This is a genomic window from Pseudomonas sp. AC083 (assembly GCF_979253165.1).
In genome coordinates, this window is record NZ_CEEDDH010000005.1 from 94,355 (window position 1) to 108,129 (window position 13,775).

The 13,775-nt window shown below is 59.5% G+C and carries 12 protein-coding genes; 10 read left to right on the plus strand and 2 right to left on the minus strand.

Annotated elements, in window-relative coordinates:
• Nucleotides 1-32 precede the first annotated feature (32 nt).
• A complete protein-coding gene (locus AC0IXA_RS10755) occupies nucleotides 33-953 on the plus strand; it encodes a TauD/TfdA dioxygenase family protein (protein ID WP_341638341.1) in 921 nt (306 codons plus the stop codon).
• Between the two features lie 154 nt (nucleotides 954-1,107).
• Here the strand turns inward: AC0IXA_RS10755 and AC0IXA_RS10760 are convergent, their stop codons facing one another.
• Together AC0IXA_RS10760 and AC0IXA_RS10765 are read right to left on the minus strand one after the other, a co-directional pair.
• Nucleotides 1,108-2,724: an alkaline phosphatase family protein gene (locus AC0IXA_RS10760; protein WP_471812989.1), complete on the minus strand. Its 1,617-nt coding sequence runs from the start codon at nucleotides 2,722-2,724 to the stop codon at nucleotides 1,108-1,110.
• A gap of 215 nt (nucleotides 2,725-2,939) precedes the next feature.
• Nucleotides 2,940-3,884: a LysR family transcriptional regulator gene (locus AC0IXA_RS10765; RefSeq protein WP_471812991.1), complete on the minus strand. Its 945-nt coding sequence runs from the start codon at nucleotides 3,882-3,884 to the stop codon at nucleotides 2,940-2,942.
• Between the two features lie 165 nt (nucleotides 3,885-4,049).
• Between AC0IXA_RS10765 and AC0IXA_RS10770 the strand changes: the two genes are divergently transcribed.
• The 9 genes from AC0IXA_RS10770 to AC0IXA_RS10810 all read left to right on the plus strand — a co-directional run bounded on the left by AC0IXA_RS10770 (nucleotide 4,050) and on the right by AC0IXA_RS10810 (nucleotide 13,632).
• Nucleotides 4,050-6,410: a TonB-dependent receptor gene (locus AC0IXA_RS10770; RefSeq protein ID WP_471812993.1), complete on the plus strand. Its 2,361-nt coding sequence runs from the start codon at nucleotides 4,050-4,052 to the stop codon at nucleotides 6,408-6,410.
• A gap of 23 nt (nucleotides 6,411-6,433) precedes the next feature.
• Nucleotides 6,434-7,777 carry an aryl-sulfate sulfotransferase gene (locus AC0IXA_RS10775; protein WP_341638344.1) on the plus strand — a complete coding sequence of 448 codons (1,344 nt, stop codon included), beginning with the start codon at nucleotides 6,434-6,436 and terminating at the stop codon, nucleotides 7,775-7,777.
• 189 nt (nucleotides 7,778-7,966) lie between these two features.
• On the plus strand, nucleotides 7,967-8,293 hold the full coding sequence (locus AC0IXA_RS10780; protein ID WP_122605710.1) for a hypothetical protein: 327 nt from the start codon (nucleotides 7,967-7,969) through the stop codon (nucleotides 8,291-8,293).
• A gap of 382 nt (nucleotides 8,294-8,675) precedes the next feature.
• Nucleotides 8,676-9,485 carry an energy transducer TonB gene (locus AC0IXA_RS10785; RefSeq protein ID WP_471812995.1) on the plus strand — a complete coding sequence of 270 codons (810 nt, stop codon included), beginning with the start codon at nucleotides 8,676-8,678 and terminating at the stop codon, nucleotides 9,483-9,485.
• Between the two features lie 45 nt (nucleotides 9,486-9,530).
• A complete protein-coding gene (locus AC0IXA_RS10790) occupies nucleotides 9,531-10,256 on the plus strand; it encodes a MotA/TolQ/ExbB proton channel family protein (RefSeq protein WP_041477454.1) in 726 nt (241 codons plus the stop codon).
• A 1-nt stretch (nucleotide 10,257) separates the two neighbouring features.
• Nucleotides 10,258-10,659: an ExbD/TolR family protein gene (locus tag AC0IXA_RS10795; RefSeq protein WP_007972930.1), complete on the plus strand. Its 402-nt coding sequence runs from the start codon at nucleotides 10,258-10,260 to the stop codon at nucleotides 10,657-10,659.
• A gap of 365 nt (nucleotides 10,660-11,024) precedes the next feature.
• Nucleotides 11,025-11,606 carry an alpha/beta hydrolase gene (locus AC0IXA_RS10800; RefSeq protein ID WP_007918704.1) on the plus strand — a complete coding sequence of 194 codons (582 nt, stop codon included), beginning with the start codon at nucleotides 11,025-11,027 and terminating at the stop codon, nucleotides 11,604-11,606.
• 51 nt (nucleotides 11,607-11,657) lie between these two features.
• Nucleotides 11,658-12,578, plus strand: a complete 921-nt coding sequence (locus AC0IXA_RS10805) for a sigma 54-interacting transcriptional regulator (RefSeq protein ID WP_471812998.1) — start codon at nucleotides 11,658-11,660, stop codon at nucleotides 12,576-12,578.
• A 256-nt stretch (nucleotides 12,579-12,834) separates the two neighbouring features.
• A complete protein-coding gene (locus AC0IXA_RS10810; protein WP_016772222.1) occupies nucleotides 12,835-13,632 on the plus strand; it encodes a MetQ/NlpA family ABC transporter substrate-binding protein in 798 nt (265 codons plus the stop codon).
• Nucleotides 13,633-13,775: the final 143 nt, after the last annotated feature.

A 13,775-nucleotide genomic window follows, 5' to 3' on the forward strand; every position in this document is an offset into this window, starting at 1 on the left:
CAAAACCGCAAGCAGTCGATGAGGGTCTTCCCATGAGCAATGCCGCACTCGCCGTAAAAGCCGTTTCTCACGCGTTGCAGATTCATCCGGTAGCCGGGCGTATCGGCGCCGAAATCCGCGGCGTGCACCTGTCCGGTGAGCTGGACGCCGCCACCGTCGAAGCGATTCAACAGGCGTTGGTCGAATACAAAGTACTGTTCTTCCGCGAGCAGACGCAGCTCGACGATCAGCGTCAGGAAGCCTTCGCCCATTTGCTCGGCGAGCCGGTGGCGCACCCGACCGTGCCGGTGCGCGAGGGCACCCGTTATCTGCTCGAGCTGGACGGCGCCGAAGGTCAGCGCGCCAACTCCTGGCACACCGACGTGACGTTCGTCGACGCCTACCCGAAAGCCTCGATCCTGCGCTCGGTGGTCGCCCCGGCCTTCGGCGGCGATACGCTGTGGGCCAACACGGCAACGGCATACAGCGGCTTGCCGACCGAGCTGCGTGAACTGGCCGACAAACTCACCGCCGTGCACAGCAACGAATACGACTATGCCGGGGCGAAACCGGATGTCTCGGCGGAGAAGCTGGAGCGCTATCGCAAAGTCTTCACCTCGACCGTTTATGAAACCGAGCACCCGGTGGTGCGCGTGCACCCGATCAGCGGCGAAAAGAGCCTGCTGCTGGGGCATTTCGTCAAGCGCATCAAAGGTTATTCGCAGGCCGATTCGGCGCACCTGTTCGGCTTGCTGCAGAGCCATGTGATCCGCCAGGAAAACACCGTGCGCTGGCGCTGGCAGGCCGGTGATGTGGCGATCTGGGACAACCGCTCGACGCAGCATTACGCGATTGATGATTACGGCACCCAGGATCGCGTGGTGCGCCGGGTGACGCTCAAGGGCGAAGTGCCGGTGGGGGTGAATGGGCAGCGCAGCCAGACTATCAAGGGTGCGGATATCGTCGGCGTCTGATCGGACCTCTTCGCGAGCAGGCTCGCTCCCACATTGATCGTTCCCACGCTCTGCGTGGGAATGCCTCAACGGACGCGGAGCGTCCGGTTTTGGGACGCGGAGCGTCCCGGGCTGCATTCCCACGCGGAGCGTGGGAACGATCATTTGATCACAGCTACCACACTCCGATCTGAACAACCTTCTCGGTTTCCGGCTCGCCATAACGAAACCGCTGCCCGCGCAAATCGATCTCCGGATGGCTGATCGTCGTCCGCCGCTTCAGTGCGCGTACCCATTCAAACAGATACCCCGCATGCTCCTCGCGCACCGCCGCGTACGCCGGATCCTCACCCAGATCATTCAGCTCCTGCGGATCATTCAACAGATCAAACAACTGCGGTCTAAACCCGTCGTACGCCAGGTATTTCCAGCGCTCGCTGCGCACCATGGTCATGCGGCACCGGTCGATCGGCTGGCCGAGGCGTTCCCGCGCCGGTGCCTGGAAGGCGTAGTCGTATTCGCTGATCGCATAGCGGCGCCAATCGGGATTTTCCCCGTGCAGCAGCGGGATCAAGGAACGCCCTTCCAGCCGGTGTTCCGCGCCCGCTAATCCCAACGCTTGAAGAAACGTCGGCAGCGCATCGATGGTTTCCGCGAGCCGCTCATCGACAGTGCCGCGAGTGACATCCGCCGCCGCCCGAGGGTCGCGCACGATCAACGGCACGCCCACCGCCTGCTCGAGCAAAAACTCCTTCTCACCGAGCCAATGATCGCCAAGGAAATCGCCGTGATCGCTGGTGAACACGATCAACGTGTCATCCCAACGCCCGTTGCTCTGCAGAAAATCGAACAGCCGCCCCAACTGATCATCCACTTGCTTGATCAGGCCCATATAGGTGGGGATTACATTCAATCGTACTGAGTCGCGGGAGAAGTTGAGGCTTTCCTCATGCTGGCGAAAGGCAGTGTATACGGGGTGTTTGCTGGCTGCGGAGGGCGTCGCGCGGACCGCTTCGAGAATCGATTTCGTACTGTACAAGGCGTGGTACGGTGCCGGTACGATGTAGGGCCAGTGCGGTTTGATGTACGAGAGGTGTAAACACCAGGATTTCTCGCCTTGCTCGGTGATGAAGTCGATGGCGCGATTTGTAGTGTAGACAGTCTCTGAGTGTTGCTCGGGAATTCGTGCTGGCAAATTCGCATGACGCATTTTCCAGCCGCTGAGGATTTCACCGTTCTCGCCTTCGGCGGCATTCGCCCAGTCGTGCCAGGGATTCTTGCCATCGAAGCCCTGCGCGCGCAGGTATTGGGTATAGGGCGCGGATTCGCGCTTGTCGTCGAATGACGGATCGTCGGGGTAGATACCGTCGTGGCGCAGGTACGGTTCGAAGCCGACCTCATTGAGCAACTCGGCTTGCGCGCTTTGCGGGTTGATCGCCAGGCGCTGCAAGGCGTCGACATTGGCCGTCGCATGAGTCTTGCCGACCAGCGCGGTGCGGATGCCGTGAGGTCGCAGGTAATCGCCGATCGTCAACTCATCCAGCGGCAACGGCACCCCGTTCCAGGCCACTTGATGGCTGCTGACATAGCGCCCGGTGTAGGCCGACATCCGCGACGGGCCGCAGATCGTGCCTTGGGTGTAGGCGCGGCTGAAACGCACCCCTTGAGCTGCGAGGCGATCGATATTCGGTGTATGCAGATGCGGGTGGCCGTAGCAGGACAGGTAATCGCGGCGCAGTTGATCGCACATGATGTACAGCACGTTGCGCACGGGGTTGGGAGGAGTGGGCATGGAGTTCACCGGTCAGTGGGACAGGTGAGGGTTTTCGCTGTCGCGTGGGGTGTTCGGCAAGTGCATTTGGGGAATGAGTTTTATGCAGGGAATGCATTGGTGCCTGCACTGCCGCTATCGCTGGCAAGCCAGCTCCCACAGGTAATGGGGTTGTTCACATTATTTGTGCGCGGCGCAAATCATGTGGGAGCTGGCTTGCCAGCGATAGCAGTGGATCAGACCGCGAAATTCTCCAGCGAACACAACTCTTCATCCACCGAATCGATCGCCTTGATCTGTTCGATCATCGCTTCGGCCAGTGGCGATAAGCGATACCCGGCGCGGCTGACGATGCCGTAGCGGGTGTACAGCTCCTCCAGATCATCGGCCAGGCCTTCGATCTTCAAACAGACCAGCTCACCCTTGGCCAGATGCAGCGCATCGGAATACGCGCCGACAATTCCGATCGCCTCCGAGCGCAACACCACACTCAATAGACTCGAGCCGTTTTCGCATTCCACATTCGGGGTGAAATCCGGACGACCGCTGAGGTCGACGATGACTTTGCGCAGGTTCGGCGGGCGGATGCTGACCGCCAGTGGATAACTCAGCAATTGCTCGGCAGTGATGCGTTCAAACGCCGTCAGGGGATGCCCGGCGCGGCAGCAGAAATGCCATTTGCGTGCCCGCAAGCGGTAGGTCTGGTAATCCGGGTCGGCCTCGAATTGTCGGGTATCGGCGACGAAGAATTCGAACTCTTCGCTGAGCAGGCGTTTGCTCAGGCTCTGCCAGTCATCGACCTGAAACTGCACCCGCGCTTTCGGGTAGCGGCCGATGAACGCGCCGATCGCGCGCGGGATCAATCCGGCCGCCGGCGCCGGCCCGCAACCAAAGCGTAATTCCCCGGCCTCGAGGCCATTGAACTGGCTGATCTCGTTGGCCATCTGCTGTGCACCGCTGACCAGTCGCCGCGCATGTTCGAGCAGCACCTGGCCCTGTTTGGTAGGCGGCAATTCCTTGCGCCCACGGTCGACCAACTGGCAGCCGACGCTGTGTTCCAGTGCTTGGATGCTGCGGCTGAATGCCGACTGCGACAGGTTCACCGCCTGCGCGCCAGCGACGAAGCTGCGTTGCTCAACCAGAGCGATGAAGTGACGCAATTGGCGCAAGTCGATATGCATTTTTCACATAAAAAATATCCGGGAAATGCATTGGATATGCATTAGGTCGACTCCTTATAAAGGCAATCTCTTATGCAGTAAATATTTGTAAATCCATAAATAAATAACTGAAAAGAATATGCAGCACTGAAGTTGTCTGTGTGTTTTTTGACCAGGAGCCGTGCCATGAGTTCGTTGAATCTCGCGTTACCCCCATCTCCCCGACGGCTCAAACGCCTGCCTTTGGCGCTGTTGCTGGCAGGCAGCGCCAGCTGGACTCACGGCTATGCCGCCGAAGCCGAAACCCCTTCGCACGTCCCCGCAGGCACAGCGGCCGCCAACGGTTCGCAGCTGGAAACCGTGACCGTCACCACCCGCCGCCGCGAAGAAAGTTCGCAAGACGTGCCGACGCCAATGAGCGTGATCAGCGGGCAGAATCTGGAGACGCAACGGGTTTACCGGATTCAGGACTTGCAGCAACTGGTGCCCAGCGTCAACGTCGCCTATATGCATGCGCGGCAGTCCAGCGTGTCCATCCGTGGCCTGGGCAACAACCCGGCCAGTGATGGCCTGGAAGGCAGCGTTGGCCTGTACATCGACAACGTTTATCTGGGCCGTCCGGGGATGGCGGTGTTCGATCTGATGGACATCGAGCAGCTCGAAGTTCTGCGTGGGCCGCAGGGCACGCTGTTCGGCAAGAACACCACCGCCGGGGTCATCAACATCAGTACCCGCGCACCGTCATTCACGCCGGAGCGCAGCATCGAAACCTCGGTCGGCGAGGACGGTTATTTCCAGACCAAGGGCACGATTTCCGGGCCGCTCAACGATCAACTGGCCGGGCGTTTCTCGGCGTATCGCACCCGCAGCGACGGTGACATCAAGAACGAATACGACGGCCACGACCTCAACGGTGGCTCCCGCGAGGGCTTCCGCGCGCAACTGTTGTTCAAGCCCAATGAAGATTTCAATCTGCGCTGGATCGGCGATTACAACGAAGAAGATTCCAGCGCCGGCACCCGCGTGTTGTACAACACCGGGCCGACCATCAACGGCGTCAACCTGTATGAATCGCGGGCCAGTGCGGCCGGGGCGACGCTGGTCAACGGCCGGCATCGCAAGGTCAATCTCGACAACGACCAGCACGTCACCGTGCATCAGGGCGGCACGTCGGTGGAAGCCAACTGGACGTTGCCGAGCGACTTCACCCTGACCTCGGTCAGCTCTTATCGTTTCTGGAATTTCACCCCGCGCAACGACGATGGCCTCAACGTGCCGGCCAGTTACAACGCCGGCGTGTCGGTGGAAGACAAACAGTATTCGCAGGAATTTCGCCTGGCCTCGCCCAAGGATGAGTTCTTCGATTATGTGGTCGGCGCCTACTATTTCGGCTCGGATCTGGACAACAAATCCTTCTCCTATTACGGCCCGCAGGCCGACATCTGGAATGGCACACCGGCGGGCAGCCTGGCCAACGTCACCAGCGTCGGCAACGGCCATATCCAGACCGACAGTTTCGCCCTGTTTGCCCAAGGCACCTGGCACCTGAGCGAACGCCTGGATTTCACCGCCGGGGTGCGTGGCACCTACGAGGAAAAAAACGCCTCGGTCAGCCGCAACGCGCCGCTCGGTGGCGTGGCGGTGGCGGGTGCGGCAGCCAATGCGCGTCGGGGGCGTGCCGGCGTCTACGATTCCGGAGACTTGAATCAGTACAGCTCCAGCCCCTCGGGACTGCTCAACCTGAGCTATCGCATCACCGACGACGTGCTCGGTTACGCCACGCTGTCCCACGGCGAGAAATCCGGCGGGGTCAACCTCGCGGTCGGCTCCGCACCTACCGCTGGCGCCGACTCGTTATTGATCGGCACCGAGCGCGCCAACAACGCCGAACTCGGTTTCAAAAGCACCCTTTGGGATCGCCGTTTGCAACTTAACGCCAACGTATTCTGGACCCAGGTCAACGCCTACCAGACCAACGCTTACGACGCCGCCAACCGCGTGCAATACCTGACCAACGCCGGTTCGGTACGCGCGCGCGGCATCGAGTTCGAAAGCACCGTGGTGCCGTTGCGTGGCCTGACGCTGAACTTCAACGGTTCGTACAACGACGTCAGCTACCTCTCGTACAAGGATGCACCGTGCCCGCCGGAAGTCAGCCAGGCCCCGGGGGCGCCGGCGTCCTGCGACCTCAGCGGTCATCAAGTGGTCGGCGCGTCGAAATGGATCGGCAACGCCAACGGCGAATACAAATGGAATCTGGCTAACGGCTTCGAACCTTACGTCACCGCGAGCTACGCATTCCGTTCGAAAGCCGTCGGTACGGTCGAGGATTCCGACTACGGCCAGATCCCGAGTTATGCGGTGGTCAACTTCTCCACCGGCCTGCGTGGCGACTTCAATCAGGGCCAGTGGGACGTCTCGCTGTGGCTGAAAAACGCCTTCGACAAAACCTACTACACGACTCTGTGGACCGGCGGCAACGGCGGCTATGAAGGCCTGCTCGGCACACCGCGCACGTTGGGCGTCACCGGTCGCTACGACTTCTGATTCGTCATTCAAGGAGCTGCATCATGTTGCGTATCAAAACGGCTTTGCCGGTGTTGCTGTCCGGCGCAGTGCTCAGTGCCGGCGCCCTCGCCGCACCGAGTGTTTACCCGACGGGCGTCACTCGTTACGACCCGAACAAGGCGTTCAACCAGTACGTGATTTTCAGCGGCGCCGACAAACAGACGCACCTGATCGACATGAACGGCAACGAGGTGAAAACCTGGCCGCAGGCGGGCTTCCCGTCGGCGATTATCGATCCGAAACTGGTCGGCGGCGAGCGTGGGCATGTGCTGCTGCAACTGAGTGAAAAGGATCCCGGCAAGCTCGGTTCGGCCGGCAACGGTCTGGGTAATCAGAGCGTCGGCGAGCTGGACTGGAGCGGCAAAGTCGTCTGGCAATGGGGCGACAAGGCACCTGGTGGGGCGGCGCAACAGCACCATGATCAGCGCCGTTTGAGCAACGGCAACACCGTGGTGTTGGCGAACAAGGTGCACAAGGTCAAAGGCTTCAAAGTGCCCGAGGTGATCGACGATGCGATCTATGAAGTCAGTCCCGACGGTGCGGTGAAATGGCAGTGGCTGGCCTCCGAACATCTCAATGAATTCGGCTTCACTGCCGAGCAGTTGAAACTGGTGCGTGCCAGTGAAAATCCGGACTACCTGCATATCAACAACCTCAGCCTGGTAGGGCCGAACAAGTGGTTCGATGCCGGTGACAAGCGCTTCAATCCGGACAATCTGTTGATTGATTCACGCAACGCCAATTTCATCGCCATCATCGACAAAAGCAGCGGCAAAGTGGTCTGGCGGCTGGGGCCGAACCTGCCGCTGATCAATCCGAAAACCGCGCAGAAACTGCCGCGTCCGGTCGATCAGTTTGTCGGCCAGCACGACGCGCACATCATCCCCGCCGGGCTGCCCGGGGCCGGCAATCTGCTGGTGTTCGATAACCAGGGTTCGGCGGGCTATCCGAACGTCACCCTTGGCTTGATTTCCGGCTCGCGGGTGCTGGAAATCGACCCGCAGAAAAATGAAATCGTCTGGCAGTACAGCGCCGCCAATTCGAAGCAGCCGGGCTGGGCGTTCTACAGCTCGTTCATCAGCAGCGCGCGGCGCTTGCCCAATGGCAACACGCTGATCGACGAGGGCATGAACGGACGGTTTTTCCAGGTGACGGCCAACGGTGAAAACGTCTGGGAATACATCAGCCCGTATCTCGGCAAGGCACCGGGCAGCGATGCGATCAGCAACTGGGTGTATCGGGCGCTCCCTGTGAGTTATGACTGGGTGCCAACGGGCACGCCACGCTCCGAGACAGCGGTTATTGCACCCATTGTCGGCGTGCAGCAAACCAATGCCAGCCGTTAGTTGAATTGGAATTAATGAGCGAACGAACGGCGATAAGTTATGAGGCGGATGAATAGCGCTTATTGCAAATTCGTTAGTAAGTCACGTGGACAATAAGGGAATGTCCGACCATTCTGACTGTCGTGAGTTTCCAGGAGGAAACTTGCTCTCATCGGAAGACACTTATCCAACGATAAAGGAAATCTAGTTATGTCGAGCATTAATGGCACTTATGTAAATTCCAACTCTGGCGCCAAGCTGGTGATTACCGATGGTAATGATTCCAACGGCTCGTTCAGCGGAACGTTGAGTCAGGGTGGCGTGAATTACGACATCCGTTATGGAAACTACCATTTCCAGAACAGTACCGGTAACCCGACCACCATTGCAGTACTTGCTCAGAATGGTAATAGCGGTTATCAGACATGGACACTGTTTTCGCCGGATCATAACTACGCAAAATTGCGCGCTGCCGGCTCCCGTACAAACTTCGATGGTGATGTGGTGACCTTGGGCGGGGAATTCGTAAAACAGTAGTCTTGCTTAAAAAATTAAAAGGCCGGCGCACGAAAGTGCTCCGGTTTTTTTGTTATTCAGAAAAAATCATTATCAACTATCTACTTGGTATTAGTCGTCCTGCAAAACCGGGGCAGGCGAATTTGATGCGTTGCATGAATACTTTCGATGCCTGAAAAGCATGCACTTTCTCAACTGTCGCTGCAGCCCGCGTGGCACGTGGCTTTGGCGGAATTGATCAATTTATATATTCCATAAAAGCCTATGGATAACGTTAAAGATTACTTTCGGAGATAAGCGGCAAGCTCAATGATTCACCCATCGATCCACCGTGGGGGATTCAACAAACGGTTGATCGGCAGTTTTTGTAGAGAACGCAAAAAAGACCGCAGGGAGTGAATCAATGGGCAATGTCCAGACCGCCGCCAGCGCAGGGGAATTGCGGTGGCGGCATACGCCGAGTGGCGAACTGGTCGATCTTGGCCGGCCGCACCGGGTGCCGTTGGGGCAGTTGCGTTTGCAGCGAGCGCCCAAGGGTATTTTGAGTCGGCGCGAAACCCTTCTGCTTGGTGTTCTCGCGCTGGTGGTGCATGGCGCGGTGATTTACTGGGTCAGCCAGAAACCGACGCCGGTGCTGCCGGTGGTGCCGCCGGAAATTCCGCCGATGACCATCGAGTTTTCGCGCCCGGCTCCGCCAGCGCCGCCGGTTGTTGCGCCGCCATCACCGGCGCCCGTGGTCGAACCGCCACCGCCAGTGGAGGATGAGTTGGCGGTGAAACCGCCGCCGCCCAAGCCGATCGCCAAACCCAAACCGGTGGTGAAACTGCCGCCCAAACCCGCGCCGAAGCCGGCAGAGCAGCCGCCAGCGCCAACGAAACCGGCAGCCCCGGTCGCAGCGCCAGCGCCCCCCGCGCCGCCGGCACCTGCGCCCGTTACCCCGGCTTCAGCCAATGCTGCATACCTGAAAAACCCGGCGCCGGAATATCCGTCGCTGGCCCAGCGGCGCGGTTGGGAAGGCACGGTGTTGTTACGGGTGCAAGTGTTGGCCAGCGGCAAACCGGGCGAGATCCAGATTGCCAAAAGCAGCGGCCGCCAGCAGCTCGACGATGCGGCGCTGAATGCCGTCAAGCGCTGGAGTTTCGTCCCGGCCAAGCAGGGTGATGTCGCCCAGGACGGCTGGGTCAGCGTGCCCATCGATTTCAAGATTCATTAAACCGAAACCAAATTCGCGCGAAATGTTTACACGAGGGAACACATCATGACGTTACTGGCATCTCCACTGGAATCCATCGAAAGCGCGGTGATCTGGCTGCTGGTGGTTTTTTCCGTCGCCACTTGGGGCCTGGCGTTGCTCAAGGCTGTGCAGTTCGGTCGTCTGAAAGCGCAGGATCGGCGCTTTCACAAACGTTTCTGGGCGGCGTCGAGCCTGGATGCCGCCGCCGAGTTGAGCGAAACCCAGCCCGGCGCCGCAGCGCGGGTGGCGCAGGCCGGTTACGCGGCGATCCAGGTGGGCGAGGCGCCGCAGGCGAATGATCTGAGCCAGGCGATCAACCATCAGGATCGCCTGGAGCGTGCCTTGCGCCAGCAGATCGTCCGCGAACGGCGTTCGCTGGAAACCGGTCTGGCGGTTGTCGCGAGTATCGGCAGCACCTCGCCGTTCATTGGTTTGTTTGGCACGGTGTGGGGAATCATGGAGGCCTTGAAAGGCATCAGCGCCGCCGGTTCGGCAAGCCTGGAAACGGTGGCCGGCCCAATCGGTGCGGCGCTTGTTGCGACCGGCGTGGGTATCGCCGTCGCGGTGCCGGCGGTGCTGGTTTACAACTACTTTCTGCGCCGTCTGAAATTGACCGCGGCGGATCTCGATGACTTCGCCCACGACTTCTACAGCCTGGCGCAGAAGAGCGCGTTCCGCGTGCTGATCCACCCGACCGCACACAAAGTGGCAACGTCGGGCAACGCGGCAAAAGTGAAGGAGGCGTCCTGATATGGCCTTCTCCACGCAAGACACGGATGAGGTGCTCAGCGAGATCAACGTGACGCCGCTGGTGGACGTGATGCTGGTGCTGCTGGTGGTGTTCATCGTTACCGCGCCGCTGCTGACCAACGCCATACCGATCAACCTGCCGAAGACCGAAGCGGTGGCACCGGTCGAGCAGAAGGATCCGCTGGTGGTGAGCATCGACGGCGCCGGCAAACTGTTTATCAACAAGGACGAGATTCAGCCTGACTTGCTGGAATTCAACCTCAAGTCGGCCAAAGCCAAGGACCCGGAAGTGCGCGTGCAATTGCAGGCCGATGACGGGGTGAATTACGGCGAAGTGGCGCGAGCCATGGCTTCGATCGAACGGGCGGGGATTACCAAGTTGTCGGTGATCACCGCGCGGTAACAGACTTTCGTTTTTCCGGGGCCGTCTCCTTGGCAGGGTGCGGCCCTTTTTTTTGCGTTCGGTTTTTGAAAAAGCCCCTCACCCTAGCCCTCTCCCGGAGGGAGAGGGGACTGACCAGGGTGTCTGGCGGCTATACACCGATATGAGAAATCCAGTCGAACTCAAGATTTGAAGAACCTGAAGATCGGCTCCCTTTCCCCCTCGCCCCTTGGGGGAGAGGGTTGGGGTGAGGGGGAGGAATCTTATGCCCTACACAAATCACATATTCGATACAGGTCTTAATAAATAGCTTCTTATTCCTTAACGAATATATCTCCCATCCCTATACTCGACCCGGAACAGACACGCCGCAGGAGAGCTTCCCCATGCGCAACGAATCAATCCGCTACCTGATTGTGCCGGGCTGGCAAGGATCGCCAGAAGATCATTGGCAAAGCCATTGGCAGAACAGCCTGCCGAACAGCGCGCGGGTCGAGCAGGCCGATTGGCTGACGCCGCGCCGTGAAGACTGGGTCGCCGCGCTGGCCGAAGCGATTGCCGCCGACAGCACGCCGGTCATTCTCATCGCTCACAGCCTCGGCTGCATCACCGTCGCTCACTGGGCGGCGACTGCGCCGTTGCAGTACCTGCGTCAGGTGCGCGGGGCGTTGCTGGTCGCGCCGGCCGATGTCGAGCGTCCTGCCTGTGCGCCAGCGCTGCGCAACTTCGCACCGATCCCGACGGATCTTTTGCCGTTTCCCAGTCAGGTCGTCAGCTCCGACAACGACGCCGCGGTCAGTGCGCCGCGCGCATTGGAACTGGCGCGCAACTGGGGCGCGGAGGCGGGGATTCTCGCCGGGGCCGGGCACATCAACGTCAAGTCCGGGCATCAGCGTTGGGAGCAGGGGTTTGCCTATCTCTATCGCCTGCAAAACCGTCTGGAGCATCACGCCCGCCGTCGCGCCTGACCTTATTATTCAACGCCCCCGTCGGCTGGCGGTTTTGGGCGGGAGCCTGCCATGAGTTTGGAAACCTTCGGTCAGCCCTTGCTGACCTTTCCCGATGCGGAAAAAAGCCCCCTGAGCATTCGCGCCAAGGCGCTGGTGTTCGTCGACCCACGCTCGCGGCAATTGCGCGAGGAGTTGGAGCAGTTGGCTCCACGTTCGGTTTCAGTGTTGATTCGCGGTGAGACCGGCACCGGTAAAGAGCTGCTCGCCCGGCATATCCACCGCGCCAGTGATCGCAGCGGTCTGTTCGTTTCGGTGAACTGCGGCGCGATCAGCCCGACCTACGCCGACGCCGAACTGTTCGGCTACGCCGCCGGCAGCTACAGCGGTTCGGCCAGCAGCCGCGCCGGCTGGTTCGGTTCGGCCAACGGCGGCACCTTGTACCTGGATGAGATCGGCGATCTGCCGCTGCCGATCCAGATCAAGTTGCTCGCGGCATTGGAAAACCACGAAGTCACCCGCGTCGGTGCGCATCAGCCGAGCCCTGTGGATGTGCGCCTGGTCGCGGCGACCAGCATCGATCTGGCCCAGGCCGTGAACGCCGGGAAATTCCACGAGCGGCTCTATCACTACCTCAGCGAGGGTCATCTGGAGCTGCCGGCGTTGCGCGCGCGCACCGGCGACATTCTCTCGCTGGCGGAGTATTTCCTTGGCATCTACAGCCAGCGTCTCGACTTGCCCGTGCCGCTGATCAGCGAAGCCGCGCAGCATGTACTCGAACAACACAGCTGGCCGGGCAACACTCGCGAACTGGAAAACGTCATTCATTTCGCTCTATTGGTCAGCACCGGTGACGAGATTTTGCCGGAACACCTGAACCTGCCACCGGTACTGACGCAGATCGAAAGCCAGATCAAACAGATTCTGTCCACCGGCTCCACCGCTGACCAAGCCGCCCTTAAGCAACTTCTAGCGAACGCCAAAATTTTGTAGGAGCTGCGGCACGCCGCGATCTTTTGATCTTCAGTTGATTTAAAGCCTTGAAAAATCAAAAGATCGCAGCCTTCGGCAGCTCCTACAGGTGTGATCGAGCTGTATGAACAAAATGGAATATGAAGCTGAATAAACGTTATTGTCCGGGAATAAAAAATCCGGGTATTGTCCGCCTCACGCCAGCGATATCACTTCACTGGCACACGTATTAAATGCCGTCGTCGATGACGACCGTGATTTTCGATAAGGACACTGCATGAAAAAGGTTCTGTTGTTTACCGCATTGGCGGCTGCACTGACGGCTTCTTTCGCCAATGCTGGCGAGAAACTGGTGGTTGCCGCAACGCCGGTGCCCCACGCTGAAATCCTTGAGCTGATCAAACCGACCCTGGCCAAAGAAGGCGTGGATCTGGAAATCAAGGTTTTCACCGACTACGTGCAACCGAACGTACAGGTTGGCGAGAAGCGTCTGGACGCCAACTACTTCCAGACCCTGCCGTACCTGAACAGCTTCAACCAGGGCAAATACAAGGATGACAAATCCAAGTACCTGGTGACCGTGCAGGGCGTACACGTTGAACCGTTCGGTGGCTACTCGAGCAAGTACAAGACCCTGGCTGAACTGCCGGACGGCGCAACCATCGCCATCCCCAACGAAGGCAGCAACAGCGGCCGTGCGCTGATCCTGCTGCAGAAGGCTGGTCTGATCGAACTGAAAGACCCGAAGAATGCTTTGGCAACGCCGAAAGACATCGCCAAGAACCCGCACAACTTCAAGTTCAAGGAACTGGAATCGGCTCTGCTGCCGCGTGTGCTGAAGGAAGTTGATCTGGACATGATCAACACCAACTACGCGCTGGAAGCCAAGCTGAACCCGCAGAAAGATGCGCTGGTGATCGAAGGTGCTGACTCGCCGTACGTGAACTTCCTGGTGGCCCGTGAGGACAACAAGAACAGCGACGCGATCCAGAAACTGGCCAAGGCCCTGACCAGCCCGGAAGTCAAAGCGTTCATCGAGAAGAAGTACAGCGGCGCGGTATTGCCGGCGTTCTGATCTGACTTGAGTGAATCTGCTTCAGATGCAAAAACGCCGATGGCCTGTGATGGTCATCGGCGTTTTTGTGTGTGCCCACAAAAAGATCGCAGCCTTCGGCAGCTCCTACAGGAGACCGCATTCCCCAGTAGGAGCTGCCGAAG